The following is an 18,199-nucleotide window of genomic DNA, read 5'->3' on the forward strand; positions in this document are numbered from 1 at the left end:
CGTGGGCGCCTGGCTCGAGGAACGTGTGGACGGACCCGGGTACGACCTGGTCCTGGCCAACACGCGCGCGGGCCGGTTCACCCACCTGGACGAAGCACTGTCCCTGGTCGAGCGCGGCGGGTTCTACGTCGCCGGCGACCTGGCCTGCCACCCGCCCGGCGCCTCCCAGCCCGAGGACCACTGTCTCGAGGCGGAAGAGCTCCTCTCCGACCTGGAGTCCCGCGAGGGCTGGGAGACGCTGCCGCTGCTGGGCTGGTCCCGGGGCGTCATGGTGCTCGTACGGCGCTAGGGTCTGTTTGGTGGACGCCTTCCGTTGCGAGCGGCGCAGCCAGTGGTGCTGTCGCAAGGCCGAAGAAGGGGTCGGCCCGGATGTGCCGTTGACTGATGAGAACGCAGCGAGAGTGCCGCTGGCTGCGCCGCGCAGCAGGTGACCGGTGTTCGCCGAACAGGCCCTAGATCTCCTCGTCGGGAGGCGGGGACGAGGGCGCGAGCGGGTCGTGTCCCACCGACATCAGCCTCCGGCGCCACGTCTGGTCCTCCCGGCGCGGGTCGGCGAGCTCGTTGCGCACGAACTCCGCGACCTCGTTCATCAACTCCAGGTCGGACCCGGTCACGTCCGTCTTGCGCTTGCCGAGGATCGTCACGACCTCCTCGCCGCGGTCGGACACCGGATGGCCCGGGTCGCTGGAAAGCCCCTCCTCGCCGGCGGCGTCGGTGAGCAGCCACTCACGCAGTTCCTCCCCGGACATGTTGACCACGGAGTGGAACTCCTGCCAGACGCGATCGGTCTCGGCGCTGTGCTCGGCCATGATCTCTTCCCCTTCTCTCGGGCGCGGTTTTCACGCACGGGCTCGGCGCCAGGCGACCGCCCCGAAGGCGGCCAACCCGACCGCGACGCCCGCCACGGTGAGCCGTCTTTCGTTCAGCCACTGTTGGACGCTGCTGCCACGCGATTCCTCGTCGAAGATCCCGTGTGCACCGTGGTCGTGTTCGGTGTCGAAGGGCTCGAACAGGTTTCCCACCCGTTCGGGGTCGCCGTCCCGTAGTTGCCCCTCCACCCCGGAACGGCCCAGCATCAGGTCGAGCACCCGCGGCGCGAACCGTTGGCCGAGCACCGTGCCGATGGTGGAGGGCGCCACCCAGTAGGTGCGGCGCCGGGGGTGTTCGGCGGCCCAGGCGATCGCGCGCCCGGCCACCTCGGGTTGGTAGACGGGGGCGACGGGCCGCGTGGGCCGGTCGGTCCTGGCCCGTACCCAGGTGAACTGCGGGGTGTTGAGGCCGGGCAGATGGATCTCGGTGACCCGCACGTTCGAGCCCTCGTCGACGAGTTCGGCGCGGACGGAGTCGGTGAAACCGCGCACGGCGTGCTTGGCCCCGCAGTAGGCCGACTGGAGCGGGATCCCGCGGTAGGCCAGGGCCGATCCCACCTGCACGATCGTGCCCCGGTCACGGCCGCGCATCCTGGACAGCGCCGTCCGTGTGCCGTTGACGGTGCCGTGGTAGCAGACGTCGGTGACCCGCCGGAACTCCTCCGGCGCGGCGTCGGTGAAGCGGGACATCAGCGTCGCGAAGGCGGAGTTGATCCACACGTCCACCGGGCCGAGTTCGCCTTCGACCCGGTCCACGGCCTCCTCGAGTGCGCCGGGGTCGGTCACGTCCACCTCGACGACGAGGGCACGGACCCCTCCCGCCCGGGCCTCTTCGGCAGCGGCCCGGAGCCCGTCCGAGCCCCGCGCGAGGAGCCCGAGGGAGTACCCTTTCCGGGCGAGTTCCCGAACGGTCGCACGGCCCACACCTGCGCTCGCACCGCACACGACGGCAACACCGGGTTCCGGGCTTCGTCTTCTGGCCATGTAGGTCGCCCCCCAACGTGCCTCGTCGTCGGCGCTACCCGGCACGTCCGTCACATAAGCCTCATGGCTGCACACTCCTTCCATCCTCGAGGCTCTGTTTCGTGGCGGGGTACTCCGGGCAGTCGAGGGCGAAAGGGTCGGGGCCGTCCATGCGCATCGGGGGGACCATGCAGCACGCGAGCGCACCCGGGATCGGAGAGCACGCCTTCCTCTCCGACTGCGGCGGTTCGGCACTGGTCGGGCCGCACGGCGAGATCGACTGGCTGTGCGTGCCCAGGTTCGATGCGCCTCCGCTCATGTGGAGCATCCTGGACGCGGAACGCGGTGGGGCCTGGACCCTGGAGGTCGCCGACGCGGCCCCGGTCCGCCGTTCCTACGCCGGTGACAGCCTGGTGCTGGAGACCGTGTGGGAGGGCGAGCGGTGCCGCCTGCTGTGCCGGGACCTCCTGGCGGTCCGTCCCGCGGGGGAGGGGCTCGAACCGGTGGGCGCCCTCGTGCGATTCCTGACCTGCCTGGACGGCGACGCTTCGGTGCGTTCGGCCGTCCGGGCACGCCCCGACCTCGGACGTGCGCCCGCCCGCTGGGAGCCGGAGGGCGAAGGAGGACTGCGCCTCGGTCCCGACACGATCCTCTCGGGCGGGCCCGCTCCCCACGTGAACGCCGACGGTGATGCCGAGTACCGCTTCGACCTGGGGTCCGGTGAATCTGCGGCGATGGTGCTCGACCACGGCGGTGTACGGGAGCCCTGCGGTACCGACACGGCGCGCCGCCTCGCGGAGACCACGGTCGAGTCCTGGCGTTCCTGGGCCGCGCGCACCACCTACGAGGGCGAGGGCGCGGAGAACGTACGGCGCTCCGCGGTGGTCCTGCGCGGACTCCTGCACGAGGAGAGCGGCGGGTTGGTCGCCGCCCCGACCACGTCGCTGCCGGAGTGGCCGGGCGGTCCCCGGAACTGGGACTACCGCTACGTCTGGCACCGGGATGCGCCACTGGTCGTGCTGTCCTTCCTCCGGTTGGGCCACACCCACGAGGCCCGTATCTACCTCCGGTACCTGTTGTCGGCCACCGGGCCACCGATCACCCGTCTGGCACCGGTGCACGACCTGGACGGGCGCACACCCCCGGAGGAGACCGAGGTGGAGGGTGTCCACGGGTACGCCGGTTCGCGGCCGGTGCGTGTGGGCAACGACGCTGCCGAGCAGCACCAGCTGGACGTCTACGGCCACGTCCTGGACGCCGTGCTCTCCTACCAGCAGGCCGTCGGAGACCTTCCCGAGCAGAAGGTGCGCCTCGCCGACGAGGTGGTCGAGGCCATCCGCAGCTCGTGGCGGGAACCCGACGAGGGCATCTGGGAGGTTCGCTCCGGCCGGCGCCACTGGACCATCTCCAAGGTCTACGCCTGGGTCGGCCTGGACCGGGCCGTCCAGCTGGCGGAGCTGCTCGGCCGACAGGACGAGGTCCCGTTGCAGGAGTGGACCGCCGACCGCGACGCAGTGCACACCGACGTCCTCGAGCACGGCCTCGACCCGGCGACCGGGACCTTCACCCAGGCCTACGGGGCACCGAGGACGGACGGCTCACTGCTCAAGGTCCCGCTGCTGGGGTTCCTGGACGGCCGGGACCCGCGGGTGGTGCGCACGCTCGACCGGATCGCCGACGAGCTCGGCGGACCGGGCGCGCTCGTCCACCGCTACGACCCGGAGGGCACCGACGACGGGCTCCGTACCCCCGAGGGCGCCTTCCTCCTCTGTTCGTTCGGCCTCGTCTCCGCGCTGGTCCTGGCCGGCCGTGCGGACGAGGCCCACGAGAGGTTCGCTCGGTTGTGCTCCCGGGGCGGCGACCTAGGGCTCTTCGCCGAGGAGATGTCCGACGACGGAGCCATGCTCGGCAACTTCCCCCAGGCCTTCACCCACCTCGCCCTGATCGAGGCCGCGGTCAACCTGCGCGACGCCGGCGACACCGACGCACTGCACGCCTGGGCCCGGCACCGCGACGGGCGGTCCGCACACACCGAGAACCGGGAGAGCAGGGGGCGATGACATGCCACAGGTCGAGGAGACGATCCGGCAGGAGGCCGAGGAGTACCGGGGCGACAGCGAACAACCACTCGGCGGGTACGCACTGACGGCCGCCACCTACCTCGGGGCCGTGGGAGCGGGACTTCTGGTGGTGCACCGCCGCCGGGACACCGGCCCGGCACACGCCGTGGGGCCGTGGGACCTGTTCCTGATGTCCCTGGCCACGCACAAGGCGTCGCGCATGGTCGCCAAGGACGCCGTGACGAGTCCTCTCCGGGCCCTGTTCACCAGGTACCGGGGGGTCTCCGCGCCTGCGGAACTCGCGGAGGAGGTCCGGGGCGAAGGGAGCCGCCGGGCGCTGGGAGAACTCGTCTCCTGCCCGTTCTGTGTCGCCCAGTGGGTCGCCACCGGCTATGCGTTCGGGCTCGTCCTCGCGCCCCGTTCCACGAGATCGGCGGGGGCGGTGCTGAGCGCGGTGGCGGTCTCCGACTGGCTCCAGCTCGCCTACGCAAGGTTGCAGCAGGCACAGGAGTGAGGCACCGGTCCGCCGGCGCACGGACTCAGGCCGGGTCCTCGGCCGACTCGCTCCCGCTCTCGGACTCTTCGCGCATCGGGGCCGGACGTTCCGGGGCGACGCCGAGCACCAGCCCGTAGAGCAGGTGGTCGGCGAAGAGCGCCACACGTTCGGCCGGACGCGACCGGTGTGCGTGTGCGAGCCCGAGGGCGGGAGCGACACCGACCTCGAAGGCGGCCCACACAGCCACCCCGTACACCGGCCCGGTGATGCGATGGCGCCGGGCCCGAACGGGCAGCAGCGAGTAGGCGGCGCCCGCGGCCGCCCCGTAACCCCAGTGCGCCAGCTCGATCGCGGCGGTCCTGCGGTTCTCCGGAACACTGCGCAGGACCTCCGGCACACCTTCGGCCAGAACCGCTTCGGGCGGGGGGCGTTCGATCAGCCCGAAACCGACGAGGAGCTGTCGGGCACCGGTCATCGCCATGGCGCCGAGCACCCCCCGTCCCACCCCGCGCGGGACACGCCGCAGAAACGACTCCTTGTACCGAGCGCCCATGGTTCCCCCTCGTGTGGACGGCCTTTCACACGTCCCTGACCACCGAGAACGCGTGTGACACATGGGCAGACAGAGGTTTTGCCACGAGCGGCCCCCGGGTAGGGCCAACCCCCATCGGACACAGGAGTCGATCCGGCACGGTGATGTGGTGTGGGACCCGAACGGCAGGACGACGAGGTACGCGGCACACAGATGGCGAGTTGGTGTGTGCGCGGACGCCCTCCGCCCGTCGTGTGCGTGCACGGGGCCGGGGTCTCCTCGCGGCAGACCCTGCCGCTCCTGGAGGCCCTCGACGGGCGTGTCGAGACCTGGGCGGTCGACCTTCCCGGATACGGGCGCAGCGAGGACCCGGGCCGGTTCCAGCACGTGCCCGAGTTGGCCGACGTGCTCGTGCAGTGGATCAGAGAACGCGCACTGCACGCCCCCTGTCTCCTGGGTGTGTCCCTGGGCGCGCAGGTGGTGGCAGAAGCCGCAGCGCGCGAACCCGACGCCGTCGGTTCGGTCGTCCTGGTGAGCCCGACCACCGACCCGGCCGCCCGGTCGCTCCCGGTCCTGGCCGGCCGGCTCCTGCACAACAACGTCCACGAGGGGCTCGGTGTGATCCCGCAGAGTCTCAAGGACTACCGCGACGCCGGTCTCCGGCGCGTGGCGAAGAGCTGGTTCGAGAGCAGGAACCACCGGATCGAGGGGATCCTCCACCGGGTCGGGCAGCCCGCGCTGGTGGTGTGGGGAACCTCGGACAAGGTCAGCCGACGCTTCTGGGCCGAGGAGGTCACGCGCATGCTCCCGCACGGGCGCCTCGCCGCGCTCACAGGAAGGCCCCACGCTCTGACGTCGGCCGCCCCGGAGGAACTCGCCGACCTGGTCGAGGGCTTCGTCGATGAGGAGGAACGGTGAGACCCGAACGTGTCGTGGCCGGTTTCGACTCGGCCACCGCCATGCTCCGCGAACTCTCGTCCCAGCTGAACGGGGAGCGAGTACCGCGCCCGGGTGAGCGTCCAGGTGCGAGCCAGGATGCGCTGGCCGCGGCAGCCGCCCGCGCCAACCACCTCCCGCGGGCGGTCAAGGAACGCATCTACGCGCTCTCGGGCTGGACCGAGGCCGTCCAGCGGCGCCAGGTCGGCCGCATCCACGCGGACCGTCTCGCCGAATGGGTGGTGGGCCACTACCCGAAACAGCAGAGCGACGTCGCCTTCGTCGGGTCCTCGAACGGGGCCCTGACCCACCTGGCCGCAGCGCTCCGGGCCCCCTGGCTGCCGCAGACACTGCTCCTTCCGGTACGCAGGCACGGGGTGCCGCCGGAGGACGCCTCGGAGGACCTGCGTCGCATGCGTTCCACGGGAGAGGAACTGCTGCGTGCCAACCCCGACTGGGCCCTCCACCACATGCACGACCCCAACCAGGACCGGCTGATGGTCGCCGGCATGTGTTACTTCCGCACCAAGTGGCTCCGCCTCCCGCCCGCCTACGTCCGCCACCTGCGCGATGTGCTTCGGCCCGGTGGCACCCTCGTGGTCTCCGACTGCGCGATGCGCTGGCCCACCACACACGTGAGCGAGCGGTACACGTTCCAGCACGGCGGTTTCGGGGGAGCGACCCTGGACGAACTACGGCACGGCAGCGAGCGCGTGCGCGAGTTCCTGCGCTCCTACGGATCCGACTACACACGGTTCGTCGCACCCGAACCGGACGGCGAGAGCCCCGAGGCCGAGTGGGGGTTCGAACCCCGGCTGATGGAGGACCTCCGACACGTCGCCGATCGCGAGGGCTGGAACCTGGTCCGCCTGTGCCACGACGAACCCGAGAGCCTGAGCGCGCCCGTCGCCGACCTGCACCGGGCGTGGTACCGGCAGAACGGGCTGCCCACAGGCCGCCTGCTGGTGGAGTCCTTCATGCTCCTGGACACCTACGGGGCCCTGCGCACCGGGTCGGTCCCCTTCTGGACGGTCTTCAACAAGGAACCCTCGTTGCGTGCCCTGGAGTGCTACCTCGACGCACGCGAACCGTTCGACGAGATCCGGATGGCGTTGTTCTCCCACGGGGTGGAGTCCGTGGGGCTCGCCGGGGCCGACGAATGGGCCGCGGTGCTGGAGCGTGCCCGCAAGTTGGGAACGTTCATCGGAACGGACCCCGACGCCTTCCCCCGTGACTTCGCGGTCCTGGTCCGGTTCGCCTGGGAGCTCGCCCAGGTCAGGGGCAAGCAGCCGATCCCGCCCCCGCTCCGTTGGCAGGACGCAGAACCGGTCCTGTCCGCTGCCGACGGAGTCACCGTCTCCGACGCACGGGCATGAACATGCATGGAGACGGGTACAGCGGGTAACCGGCCATGAGGTGACACAGGGGACATGTGCGCACCGCGAGACGGACGTCGATGGAAGAGGCCGGTGTGAACACGGTGTGGAGCCGGGCCAAGCAGGGGCTCGAACGTGCGGTGCAACTGCGCGGGTACGAACGGGAGACCGCGGTCCTCATCATCAAGAGTGCTGTGGCGGCCACGATCGCGCTCGCTGCCGGCTTCCCCCTGGACCCGCAGGGCTCCTTCATCGGATTCGCGCCCTTCTCGGCGCTGCTCATCGTCCAGCCGAGTGTGTACGGGTCGGTGCTCCAGTCGGGCCGTTACGTCGCGGCGGTCGCCCTCGGCGCGGTCCTGGCGGGCGTGGGCGGGCTGACCGTCGGCGTCCAGGTGTGGGCTTTCGCGATGGTGGTCCTGGTCGGCCTGATCCTGGGGCAGGTGCGATTCTTCGGGCAGCAGGGCCAGCAGGTCCCGGTCGTGGCTGCGTTCGCGCTCGCCGGGGGGACCGCCACGAGCATCGACGACCTCGGCCACCTGCTCCTCATGGTCGGTGTCGGCGCCGTGTCCGCTCTGGCCACGAACCTGGTGATGGCGCCGACGATCCGGTTCAAGGACGCCGAGAACGCCGTCCTCGACTACGCCGACAGCATGCACAACATCGTGGACGGCCTCGCCGACGAACTCCGCGGCGACCTCGAGGAGAGCAGCCTGGACCACTGGGCCTGGGCCGCCAACGCCCTCGACGACACCTCGCGCAACGCCCGCGCGGCCGTGGAACGCCAGGAGTACCGGGTGCGCCTCAACCCGCGCAGGTTCCTGGGAGGGGCAGGCACCAGCGGATACCTGAGCGGGTACCGCACGTGGATCTCCGTGCTGGAGCGTTCCTCCCGCCACCTGCAGTCCATCGCCGAGAGCCTCCAGGACGTGCGCGGCGGGTACTCCGAGCACATCGAACTGAGCGAGGGTTTCTGCAACGAGTACGCCGACCTGCTGGAGAGCACCGCCGATGTGCTCCAGACGGTCCACGACGAACAGGAACCCAACCGCGAGACCGTCTCCGACCGGCTGAGCTCCTGCCTCGACCAGGCCCTCGACCGGGTCAGCGAGTGCCGGCAGAACCTGATGAACGACCCCGGTGAGGAGGAACCGGCCCGCGCCGCTCTGCTCACCGACGTCGTGCGCCTGCTGGAGGAGATCGACCGCGGACGCCAGTACTCCGGACAGTCCGGCTGAAGCCGTCGCCCCGCCCCAGGACACACGCACTCCGATCACCCGGAGTGACGGGATGCGTGGCTAACGTGGTCGAAGATTCCCGGTCCGCCGGCGACGGGGACCCCGGGAACCACCGCAGACCATCCACGAGGGGGCGACATGGGGTTCTCACCGGTCGGCAGGGGCCGGCTCACGGCCGCGGCGGCAGGGGCGGCGGCCTGCACAGCGCTACTGTTCGGTCTCGCCGTTGCCGGGATCCTCACCTGGACCGCCGCCCTGCTCCTCCTCGCGGCAACGGCGACCGTAGCGGCCTCCGGCGCCTCCGCTCTCCTGGCCCGCAGGTCGGAACGCCGCACCGCCCAGCTGCGCACCGAACTCGACCGCGACAGGAAGAGCCGCAACGGGAAGAACGGTGCGGCCCAGCAGGCCCGCGCCCGCGCGCAGCAGTTCTTCGACGACGGTCACATCCAGGAGGCCGTCGACGAGGTCACCCCGCACGTCGCACACGACGAGGAATCGGCCCGCCAGCGCGCCCGCTTCGTCAGCATGCGCCGCAGCCTCGGCCCGCTCCCGCCCCTGCCCGAACCCCCGGTCGTGCCGCACAACGCGGTTCCCGGCCGGGTCCTGCACGTGGTCACCAACGCCCTCCCGCACACCCAGGCCGGCTACACCGTGCGCACCCAGCGGATCCTCTCGGCCCAGCGCGCGACCGGCCTCGACGCCCACGCCGTCACCTTCGCCGGCTACCCCACACCGAAGGATCAGGACAAGGACACCTACACCGAGGTCGACGGGGTCCCCTACCACCGCGTCGCACCGGGCCTGAAGTTCCCCGGCATGTTCGAACGCATCGACGCGTCCGTGCAGGCCGTCACCGAGCTCGCCCGCGAACTGCGCCCCGCGGTCCTGCACGCGGCGAGCGGCCACAAGAACGCCACCATCGCGCTCAACGCCGGGCGCGCCCTGGGCATCCCCGTGGTCTACGAACTCCGCGGGCTCCTGGAGGAGAGCTGGATGGCCCGCCCCGGCGCACACGACCGGCGCGCCAGCGAATGGTTCCGCATGACCATGCAGCGCGAGACCGACCTGGTCCGCGAGGCCGACGCCGTGATCACCCTCGCCGACACCATGCGCGCCCGCATCCTGGAACGCGGCGCAGACCCCGACCGCGTGTACCTGGCCCCCAACGCCGTCGACGAGAGCCTGCTGAGCGAACGGCCCGACGGCGCTTCCTTCCGGGCCGCCCACGGCATCGGACCGGAGGAGTTCGTCATCGGCTCCGTCTCCCGCCTCNGCCGCCGCCTTCATGCGCGACCGCGACCGCGCCGTGCGCGTCCTGCTGGTCGGCGACGGCGAGGACCGCGACGACCTGATCGCCCTCGCCGACCGCCTGGGGATCGCGGACACCTGCGTCTTCCCCGGCCGTGTGGAGCCCGCCGACGCCCTGCGCGCACAGGCCGCCCTGGATGCGATGGTCGTCCCGCGCCTGGACACCGGGGTCGCCCGCCTGGTGACCCCGCTCAAACCGGTGGAGGCCATGGCCTACGGCGTCCCCGTGGTCGCCAGCGACCTGCCCGCCCTGCGCGAGCTCCTCGCCGACGGCCGCGCCGGGAGCCTGGTGCCCCCGGCCGACCCCGCGGCCCTCGCCGCTGCGCTGATCCGGCTGCGTAAGGACGACACCCACCGGGAGGCGCAGGTCGCCGAGGGGTTGGAGGAGGTGCGCCGGTTCCGCACCTGGCCGAGCGTGGTGGCGACCTACCGGCAGGTCTACTCCCGCATCGGCGCCCTCGACTGAGCCCGCGTCATCCCTGGTCGGGCACGAGCCCCCGGGCGACGACCTCGTCGGCCAGGACCCGGCGCAGTTCGTCGGTCTCCCCGGGGTGGCCCGGGTGGCCGGTGCGTTCGCGCAGTTCGTCCCGGAGCGCGGACATGACCCGCTCGCCGGTCAGCGCATCGGCGAGCGCCTCGGCCTCCGCCGCTTCCCGCCACTTGCGCAGGGCGTCCAGCCGACCGTGCTCGACCGCCTCGCGCGTGAGGTGGAAGAGCGCGTCGACGTTGCGTTCGTGGGCCTCCTCGTCGAGCAGGTCCGCTTCCACGATCACCACCGGGCTGGGCGCACCCCCGTCGGGGGCGGGGCGCAGGTGGTACAGGCGCCACACTCTTCCGTTGGTGAGCACGACCCACTCGGCACCTTCCTCCACGGCCAGGCGCCGCGACATCTGGATGTTGCGCAGGTCGAGTTCGGCGCCCACACCCCGCACCTCGATCGGCGCGAACAGGGCCCCGTCGAGCACCACCGCGTAGTCGACGGAGTCGCCGCTGGTGCGGTACTCGGTGGTGAGGTCCTGGTACTTGCTGAAGTTCAGCCCGACACTGAACAGGTCGGCCACCAGGAGCCGGGTGTCGCCGTCGTTGGCGCCGCGTTCGACCAGGTCGGAGAGGGGCCCGGAGAATCGGTCCAGGGCCGCGGCCACCCTGTCCCGGACGGTGCGTTCCCACCCCATCGTGCTGGTGAACTCGCCCGTCCTGCTCATGACCTGGGTGGCTTCGGCGTCCATGTGCGTACCGTTTCCGAGTCGTCGGGGAAGCCCCCTCGGGGGCCTCCGGCACCGGGCGGCCCGCGACGAAGGGGGAGGTTGCGGCCACGATCGTATCGGTCCGGGAATCCCCGTACGGAGGGCGGTCCGGCGTCCGGCGGCTGTCGTCGGGTGACGGGGCACCGGCGGCGTGCGGTTACGGTTCAGTGTGACCACGACGGACGAGGCCCGGTCGACGCCCCCCGACGGGCCTCGTGCACCGCTCTCGTGCGCATTCAGATGGGACAGCATCGGTGAACAGCGACAACGGCCTCCTCGCAACCCAGGACATCCGCCTGATCGTGACCGGGGGCGGAACCGGAGGGCACACCTACCCGGCCCTGACGACCGTGAACGCCCTGCGTGAGCGCTTGGCCCACGGTGGCTTCTCCCTGGAGGTGCTGTGGGTGGGCGCCGACGGCAGCCTCGAGGAGCGGGTCGCGGGCTCGAACGGGATCGCGTTCGAGTCCGTGGCGACCGGCAAGATCCGCCGGGCCAAGAACCCGCTGAAGATGGTCTCGCCCGCCAACGTCCGGGACATGACCAACGTGCCCCGGGGTGTGGCCCAGGCGCATTCGCTCATCTCCGACTTCGCCCCTGACGTCGTGCTGGCAACCGGCGGTTACGTGGCCGTTCCGGTCGGGGTGGCCGCCAAGCTCGCCCGCCGCCCGCTGGTCGTGCACGAGCAGACGGTCCGTCTGGGCCTGGCCAACAAGGTCCTGGCACGTACGGCTGCGCGTGTTGCGGTCTCCTCCCCGTCCTCGGTCGACCTGCTGCCGGACGGCACACGCGAGTACGCCGTGGTGACCGGGAACCCTGTGCGCCCGGAGATCTTCACCGGCCGGGCGGACCGTGCCGTGCAGGCCCTCGGGTTCACCGGCCACGACCCGGGCCGCCCCACCGTCTACGTCACCGGCGGCGCCCAGGGGTCGAAGCAGATCAACGACACCGTGGGTGGCCTGCTCCCCTGGTTGCTGGCGCGCGCCAACGTCGTGCACCAGTGCGGCCCCTCGCACCTGGAAGCCCTGCGCGAGGCGGCGCGCGGTCTTCCTCCGGGGTTGGGGGAGCGGTACCACGTGACCGACTTCGTGGGCCCGGAACTGCCCGACGTGCTGGCCCTCGCCGATGTGGTCGTCTCGCGCAGCGGCGCGGGCACCATCGCGGAGCTGACCGCGCTGGGCAAGGCGTCGGTGCTGATCCCGCTGGCCTCCTCGGCCGGCGACGAGCAGCGCCACAACGCCGAACACCTGCAGGAGACGGGTGCGGCGGCCGCTCTGGTCACCGAGGTGGGCCCGGACGCCCTGCGCCAGGCGGCCGAGCCCCTGCTCGCCGACCCGGTACGGCGGGCGCGGATGGCCGAGCACGCGCGGGATCACGGGCGCCCCGACGCCGCGGACCGGCTCGTGGACGTGGTGCTCTCGGCCGCTCGCGACTGACCGCTCTCCCTCACACGTTCACCCGTGCACGGCCGGGCGCGAGGAGTCCTGCGCTGAGTGCGAGCACCACCATCAGCCCGGCGGGCAGCACGAGCCCGGCCCCGACACCGCTGTGCGAGGCCACCGCTCCGATGATCGGCGACCCGACGAGGGGCCCGATGTAGCCGATCGAGGCCACCGTGCCCATGTTGCGGCCCACGCGGTCCGGATCGAGGTCGGCGGCGGCGCTCAGGATCTGCGGCACCACACACGACAGACCCAGCCCGACCAGGGAGAACCCGGCCAGGGTCGCGGGCGCGAACGGCATCGACAGCGCCAGTACGAATCCGCCGAGGGCAGTGGCCGCGCCCGCGCGTACCAGCAGGGTCCGGCCCAGGAGAAGCGCCAGCCGGTCGCCCATGAGGCGGCCGCACGCCATGGCCACGGTGAATGCGGCGAAGGCGCTCCCGGCCATGGTCTCGCCGGCGCCGACCGACTGCTGTGTGAAGAGGGCGCTCCAGTCCTGGACGGCGCTCTCGGCGAGCACTCCGGCGAGCGCGAGGCCGCCCAGGAGCAGGACCATGGGTGAGGCGCTCGGCCGGAACCGCGGTCCTCCGCCGGCCCGTGCACCTCGGGGCGCCCCCTCCGTGCGCGGCATCCCGCGCAGGAACGGCCGTGCGGCACCGAGGGCGAGCGCCGCGAGTGCGAGACCGGCCGCCTGGAACGTGGTCAGCGGGTCCAGGCCCAGGTGGGTCGAGGCCACACCGGTCAGAGCCCCCGCACAGCCGCCGACCGAGACGAATGCGTGGAAGGTCGACAGCATCGACCGGCCCTGGAACCTCTGCAGGTGGGCTGCCTGGGTGTTCACGCAGACGTTCAGGAACGACTGGCAGGTGCCGAGCACGACCAGGCTCGCGGTCAGGGCCACGGGGCCCGAGGCCGTGCCCGGCAGCACCAGGGCGGTGGAGGCGGTGAGTGCCGCGGGCACGACGGCGAGGCGGGGGCCGAGCCGGTCGAGCACCGCGCCCCCGGCCCGGGCGGTGGCGGCCGCGGCCACCCCCAGTCCGAGGAGCGCGATGCCCAGGGCGTCGGGTCCCACCCCTGCCTGTGCGGTGACGGCGGGGATACGGGAGGCCCAGACCGGCAGCAGCGCTCCGGTGACGAAGAAATAGGCGGCCAGTGCGGTACGGGCACGCCGAGCCTCGGCGGCTCGGCTGCCGGCGTTCCGGTCATGGGTCTTCGGGGTGTCGGGGTTCACGGACACGCTCCATTTTCGAAGAGCCGGATCTTGTGTTCGGCCGGAGAAATGGAGGTTACAAGAAGCGGGCGGAGAAAAAAGTATTTCCGTGTGCTGATCCGGCTTCACCGGGTCGCATTATCGGAGTCATTTCCGCACTTGCCGGGGGTTGTTGTGTGAAGAGTGGGGTGGTTTCCGTGTGTTCGGTGAGCGCCGTTTGCCGTGCAGGTCCATTCAAGGTTTGACTTGTGTGCTTTGTCGTGTGCATTTTGCCCTGCTGGCGGGGGGTGGTAATTCTGTTTGAGGCGCTTTCCGGAATGTTTTTTGGCTCCGGTCGGGTGTCACGTGGAGGAACTTTTCTACGGAACGCGGTGCACGAAAATGGATGGTGATCTGAGTCACGTAAAGGCCGGAGTGGTGGGGAAGGGGATGGATCGCCCAGGGGGCGTTGAATCGGGCGAGGCAGTTAGGTTAGGCTAATCTTCGTTTGCTTCCACCGCTGTGGAAGGCGCACTCTCCCCTTCTCGAGGAAGAACAGGCCGCCCCATGCACATCGCTCCCAGAAGTCTCGGCGCCAGCGTAGCCGCCACGGTCCTCACCGTGGCCCTGACGTCCTGCGGGGACGACGGGGGCGACGGCGGTGACGCCGCCTCGGGTGAGGGCTTCCCCGTCACCATCGAGAGCGCACTCGGAACCGCTGAGATCCCTGACACCCCCGAGCGCGTGGTCACCCTCGGCCAGGGCTCCGCCGAGACCTCCATCGCCCTGGGCACCGTGCCCGTCGGTATCGAGGAGTACGAGTGGGGCAGTGACGAGACCGGTTACCTGCCGTGGATCCACGAGGCCGTCACCGAAGAGGGCGAGGAGCTCCCCGAGCAGTTCCGCGGCGAGGAAGACATCGACTTCGAGGCCATCATCGAGCTCGAGCCCGACGTCATCCTCGCACCGTGGTCCGGCATCACCCAGGAGGACTACGACATCCTCGAGGACATCGCTCCCACGGTCGCCTACCCCGACCTGGCGTGGAGCATCGACTGGGACGAGCAGATCGAGGTCATCGGCGAGGCGCTGGGCCAGCCCGAGGAGGCCGCCGGGCTCATCGAGGAGATCCGGCAGACCCTCGCCGAGACCGCGGAGGAGAACCCGCACTTCGAGGACGTCACGTTCTCCTACATCTACACCGACGGCCCCGGTACGCTCGGCGTCTTCCTCCCGGACGAGCAGCGTGTGGCGATGGTCCGCGGCATGGGCCTGACCGTCGACCCGGTCGCCGAGGAGTTCCCCGAGGCCGAGGGCACCGACTCCGCGCTCATCGGCCTGGAGAACGCCGACGAGCTCTCCGACAGCGACCTCGTCTTCACCTTCTACAGCAATGAGGAGGACCGCGAGGAGGTCCAGGGCCAGGAGCTCTACTCCGCCATCCCCGCGGTCGAGAACGACGCGGTGGTCTCCAGCGATGACAACTCCTTCGTCACCGCGTCCTCCCTCATCAACCCGCTCACCGTCCCCTGGGTCACCGAACGCTACGTGCCGATGATCGACGAGGCCCTCGAGAACGCCGAAGGCTGACCGAGAGACCGATGGAGACACAGACGACGGAGCCCGCGGGCCCCGCACGGAGCAAACGTCCGGGCGGGGCCCGCGTCGCGCTCATGTTCGGCCTGGGTACAGCGGCCCTGGCAGCCGCGATCCTGCTCAGCTTGATCATGGGTGCGCGTGTCACCCCGCCCGGCGAGGTGATCGACGCTCTGACCGGTGCCGGTGACGAGTTCACCGCCACCGTGGTGGAATCGCGCTACCCGCGCACCGTGCTGGGCATCATGGCCGGCGCCGCGCTGGCCCTGGCCGGCACCCTCATGCAGGGCATCACCCGCAACCCCCTCGCCGACCCCGGACTCCTCGGCGTCAACGCCGGCGCCGCAGCGGCCGTGGTCACCGTGACGGCAGTCGCCGGACCGACCTCGGTCACCGGGACCGTCTGGGCGGCCCTTCCCGGTGCGGTCCTCGCCGGAGCGGCCGCCTACATCGTCGGCACCCGCGGCGGGGACGGCGGCATGGTGCGGCTGATCCTGGCGGGGGCGGTCATCTCAGCGGTGCTGACCGCGTACGTGCAGGCGGTCGCGCTGAGCATGCCCGACTCCTTCGACAGCTACCGCTACTGGGTCGTCGGTTCCCTGGCCGGGCGCGGGTTCGACGTCTTCTGGGCCGCGCTGCCCGTCGTCGCTGCCGGGCTCGTGATCGCCCTGTGCGTCATGAGCGGCCTCAACGCCCTGGCCCTGGGCCGCGACGCCGCCGTGTCCCTCGGGGCGTCCACGGTGTGGGTGCAGGGCGGAGGGCTGGTCGCCGCGACTCTGCTCGCCGCGGGTGCGACCGCGGCCGTCGGCCCCATCGCCTTCGTCGGACTCGCCGTGCCCCACGTCGTGCGTGCCATGGTCGGCGTGGACTTCCGCCTCCAGGTGCCGTTCGCCCTCGTGGTCGGGCCGACGCTGTTGCTGGTGGCCGATGTCGTGGGACGCACCCTGCTGCGCCCAACCGAACTCATGGTCGGGGTCGTCACCGCTTTCGTCGGTGCGCCCGTGCTGCTCTACGCCATTCGCCGGATGAGGAGTACCGCGTGAGCCGCCAGTCCACTCTTCCCTCCCGGGTCCGGCCCGCCCCGCCGGCCCCGGGACCCGAACACGGCCCGCCGCGGGGCGTGATCGTCCTGCGCCTGGGCCGCGCCCTGGCGCTGCCGATCCGCCGCCGGTCCCTCGTCGTCGGTGTCGTGATCGCCGCTGTCGTGCTCGTCGGCGCGGCCGCAACCCTCTCCCTGGGCAACCTCGGTGTCCCGTTCACCCAGCTCCCGAGCGTTCTGAGCGGCGGAGGAGAGGCCACCGACCGGTTCGTCCTCTCCCGCCTGCGCGGCCCGCGTCTGCTCGTGGCCATCGGTGTCGGCGCTGCGCTCGGCATCGCCGGTGCTCTCTTCCAGGCCGTGACCCGCAACCCCCTGGGAAGCCCGGACGTCATCGGGCTCGGCGCCGGGGCCGGTGCCGGCGCCGCGGTGGCCGCACTGCTGCTGCCCGATCTCCTGCCTGTGCCGGTCGGAGCCCTGATCGGCGCGGGTACGGCCATCGCTCTGGTCGCACTCTCCACCGGGACCGGTCTGCGTCATCCCGGCCGCCTCATCGTCGCCGGGATCGGTGTGGCCGCCATGGCCCAGGCCTTCACCCACTTCGTCGTCGCCGTCCTGGCCCGGGACGAGGCGACCTCGCTGGCCACCTACCTCAACGGCAGCCTCACCGCCCGCGACTGGGAGCACGCCGCTGTCATCTGGGGCGCGCTCGCGCTGTCCCTGCCAGTGCTGGTGTACCTGGCCGGGCCGATCCGGCTCGGCGAGATGGGTGACGAGGTCTCCGAGACCCTCGGTGTGCCCGCCAAGGCCACCCGTACTGCGGCGATCCTCATGTCGGTCGTGTTGTCGGCCGCCGCTGTGAGTGTGGCCGGGCCGATCGCGTTCGTCGCCCTGACCGCGCCGCAGATCGCCCGGCGCCTGTCCGGGGCGGGCGGGCCCAGCCTCGTGCTGTCCGCGGCGGTGGGCGCGCTGCTGCTCGTCTGTGCCGACCTGGTCGTCCAGCAGGTCCCCGTCGGCGAGGGCCTGCCGGTCGGGATCGTCACCATGGGCCTGGGCGGCATCTACCTGGGCCACCTGCTCATCCGTGAATGGCGAAAGGGATCCCTGTGAGTGACGACGCCTCCACCTCCGTGCTGGCCGCCCGGTCGCTGACGCTGGGCTACGGCTCCGACCCGGTCGTGCACGGGGTCGACCTCGAGATCGGGTCCGGCGAGTTCACCGTCATCGTCGGCCCGAACGGCTGCGGCAAGTCGACGCTGCTCAAGGCGTTCGGACGGGTGAACCGCCCGATGTCCGGTCAGGTGGTGCTGCACGGGCGCGACCTGCGCACCCGACGCACGAAGGCGGTCGCCCGCGAGCTCGCCCTGTTGCCGCAGAGCCCCGTGGTCCCCGAAGGGGTCACGGTGCGGTCCCTCGTCGAGCGCGGCCGGTTCGCCCACCACACGCTGTTGCGCCAGTGGAGCCCGGAGGACGAGCGCGCCATCGCCGAGGCTCTCGACCTCACCGGTACCACCGACCTGGCCGAGGTGCCGTTGGCGTCGCTCTCCGGCGGGCAGCGCCAGCGTGCGTGGGTGGCGATGGTGCTCGCCCAGGACACGGGGGTGCTGCTGCTGGACGAGCCCACGACCTATCTCGACATCGCCCACCAGTACGACCTGCTGCAGCTGTTCGCCCGGCTGCACCGGGGTGGGCGCACCGTCGTGGCGGTCCTGCACGACCTCGCGCAGGCTGCCCGGTTCGCCACCCGTCTGGTGATGATGGACGACGGCCGTGTGGTCGCCGACGGTACGCCGCAGGAGGTCGTCACGAGCGAGCTCGTCGGTGAGGTCTTCGGTCTGGCCTGCGACGTCGTGCCCGACCCGCGCACCGGCACCCCGCTGGTGATCCCGCACGAGGAGCCGGTGGCGGGCTGAG

At 71.5% G+C, this 18,199-nt stretch carries 17 protein-coding genes and 2 pseudogenes; 13 read left to right on the forward strand and 6 right to left on the reverse strand.

Features of this window, described 5'->3' with window-relative positions; genetic code table 11:
- Positions 1-289: pseudogene (locus tag D474_RS0116295) on the forward strand (SAM-dependent methyltransferase); the annotation flags it as partial.
- Positions 290-452: 163 nt separating this feature from the next.
- Here the strand turns inward: D474_RS0116295 and D474_RS0116300 are convergent.
- The gene (locus D474_RS0116300) at positions 453-809 is read right to left on the reverse strand and encodes a DUF3140 domain-containing protein (RefSeq protein ID WP_017614612.1); all 357 of its coding nucleotides are present in this window, start codon (positions 807-809) and stop codon (positions 453-455) included.
- 30 nt (positions 810-839) lie between these two features.
- Entirely contained in the window at positions 840-1,853 is a 1,014-nt protein-coding gene (locus tag D474_RS0116305; RefSeq protein WP_026118545.1) for an SDR family oxidoreductase, read from the reverse strand.
- A gap of 167 nt (positions 1,854-2,020) precedes the next feature.
- Here D474_RS0116305 and D474_RS0116310 point away from each other — a divergent pair, with 167 nt between their 5' ends.
- A complete protein-coding gene (locus tag D474_RS0116310; RefSeq protein WP_040703754.1) occupies positions 2,021-3,892 on the forward strand; it encodes a glycoside hydrolase family 15 protein in 1,872 nt (623 codons plus the stop codon).
- A 1-nt stretch (position 3,893) separates the two neighbouring features.
- Complete coding sequence (locus tag D474_RS0116315; RefSeq protein WP_017614615.1) at positions 3,894-4,406, forward strand: DUF1360 domain-containing protein; 513 nt, start codon at positions 3,894-3,896, stop codon at positions 4,404-4,406.
- A gap of 25 nt (positions 4,407-4,431) precedes the next feature.
- Here D474_RS0116315 and D474_RS0116320 read toward each other — a convergent pair whose 3' ends face one another.
- Entirely contained in the window at positions 4,432-4,941 is a 510-nt protein-coding gene (locus D474_RS0116320; protein WP_017614616.1) for a hypothetical protein, read from the reverse strand.
- A gap of 150 nt (positions 4,942-5,091) precedes the next feature.
- On the opposite strand from D474_RS0116320, the gene D474_RS0116325 reads away from it, so the two are divergent.
- From D474_RS0116325 to D474_RS0116335, 3 genes are all read left to right on the forward strand, one after another.
- Entirely contained in the window at positions 5,092-5,838 is a 747-nt protein-coding gene (locus D474_RS0116325; protein ID WP_017614617.1) for an alpha/beta fold hydrolase, read from the forward strand.
- On the forward strand, positions 5,835-7,232 hold the full coding sequence (locus D474_RS0116330) for a hypothetical protein (protein ID WP_017614618.1): 1,398 nt from the start codon (positions 5,835-5,837) through the stop codon (positions 7,230-7,232). Before D474_RS0116325 ends, D474_RS0116330 begins: the two co-directional genes overlap by 4 nt.
- Positions 7,233-7,327: 95 nt before the next feature.
- The gene (locus D474_RS0116335) at positions 7,328-8,467 is read left to right on the forward strand and encodes an aromatic acid exporter family protein (RefSeq protein ID WP_338045290.1); all 1,140 of its coding nucleotides are present in this window, start codon (positions 7,328-7,330) and stop codon (positions 8,465-8,467) included.
- Positions 8,468-8,674: 207 nt separating this feature from the next.
- On the opposite strand, the gene D474_RS33410 is transcribed toward D474_RS0116335, so the two are convergent.
- Entirely contained in the window at positions 8,675-9,172 is a 498-nt protein-coding gene (locus tag D474_RS33410) for a hypothetical protein (RefSeq protein WP_239647093.1), read from the reverse strand.
- Between D474_RS33410 and D474_RS33415 the strand changes: the two are divergent.
- Positions 9,119-9,589 (forward strand): annotated as a pseudogene (locus tag D474_RS33415) (glycosyltransferase); the annotation flags it as partial. The gene D474_RS33410 and the pseudogene D474_RS33415 overlap by 54 nt on opposite strands.
- A 163-nt stretch (positions 9,590-9,752) precedes the next feature.
- Positions 9,753-10,241, forward strand: a complete 489-nt coding sequence (locus D474_RS33420) for a glycosyltransferase (RefSeq protein ID WP_017614621.1) — start codon at positions 9,753-9,755, stop codon at positions 10,239-10,241.
- A 7-nt stretch (positions 10,242-10,248) separates the two neighbouring features.
- On the opposite strand, the gene D474_RS0116350 is transcribed toward D474_RS33420, so the two are convergent.
- Positions 10,249-11,004 (reverse strand): hypothetical protein, encoded by a 756-nt coding sequence (locus tag D474_RS0116350; RefSeq protein ID WP_017614622.1) that lies wholly within the window; start codon positions 11,002-11,004, stop codon positions 10,249-10,251.
- Between the two features lie 272 nt (positions 11,005-11,276).
- On the opposite strand from D474_RS0116350, the gene D474_RS0116355 reads away from it, so the two are divergent.
- Positions 11,277-12,458, forward strand: coding sequence for a UDP-N-acetylglucosamine--N-acetylmuramyl-(pentapeptide) pyrophosphoryl-undecaprenol N-acetylglucosamine transferase (locus D474_RS0116355; protein ID WP_017614623.1), 1,182 nt, complete (start codon positions 11,277-11,279; stop codon positions 12,456-12,458).
- Positions 12,459-12,468: 10 nt separating this feature from the next.
- Here the strand turns inward: D474_RS0116355 and D474_RS0116360 are convergent, their stop codons facing one another.
- Positions 12,469-13,695 carry an MFS transporter gene (locus D474_RS0116360; protein ID WP_017614624.1) on the reverse strand — a complete coding sequence of 409 codons (1,227 nt, stop codon included), beginning with the start codon at positions 13,693-13,695 and terminating at the stop codon, positions 12,469-12,471.
- A gap of 525 nt (positions 13,696-14,220) precedes the next feature.
- Here D474_RS0116360 and D474_RS0116365 point away from each other — a divergent pair.
- From D474_RS0116365 to D474_RS0116380, 4 genes are read left to right on the forward strand one after another with little or no spacing between them, the layout of a single operon-like run.
- On the forward strand, positions 14,221-15,243 hold the full coding sequence (locus D474_RS0116365; protein WP_017614625.1) for an iron-siderophore ABC transporter substrate-binding protein: 1,023 nt from the start codon (positions 14,221-14,223) through the stop codon (positions 15,241-15,243).
- Positions 15,244-15,254: 11 nt separating this feature from the next.
- The gene (locus tag D474_RS0116370; protein ID WP_017614626.1) at positions 15,255-16,292 is read left to right on the forward strand and encodes a FecCD family ABC transporter permease; all 1,038 of its coding nucleotides are present in this window, start codon (positions 15,255-15,257) and stop codon (positions 16,290-16,292) included.
- Positions 16,289-17,395, forward strand: a complete 1,107-nt coding sequence (locus tag D474_RS0116375; protein WP_026118547.1) for a FecCD family ABC transporter permease — start codon at positions 16,289-16,291, stop codon at positions 17,393-17,395. The genes D474_RS0116370 and D474_RS0116375 overlap by 4 nt, the downstream gene beginning before the upstream one ends.
- On the forward strand, positions 17,374-18,198 hold the full coding sequence (locus D474_RS0116380; protein WP_040703750.1) for an ABC transporter ATP-binding protein: 825 nt from the start codon (positions 17,374-17,376) through the stop codon (positions 18,196-18,198). The genes D474_RS0116375 and D474_RS0116380 overlap by 22 nt, the downstream gene beginning before the upstream one ends.
- Position 18,199 lies beyond the last annotated feature (1 nt).

This window comes from Nocardiopsis salina YIM 90010 (assembly GCF_000341025.1).
In the GTDB taxonomy this organism is placed as follows: domain Bacteria; phylum Actinomycetota; class Actinomycetes; order Streptosporangiales; family Streptosporangiaceae; genus Nocardiopsis; species Nocardiopsis salina.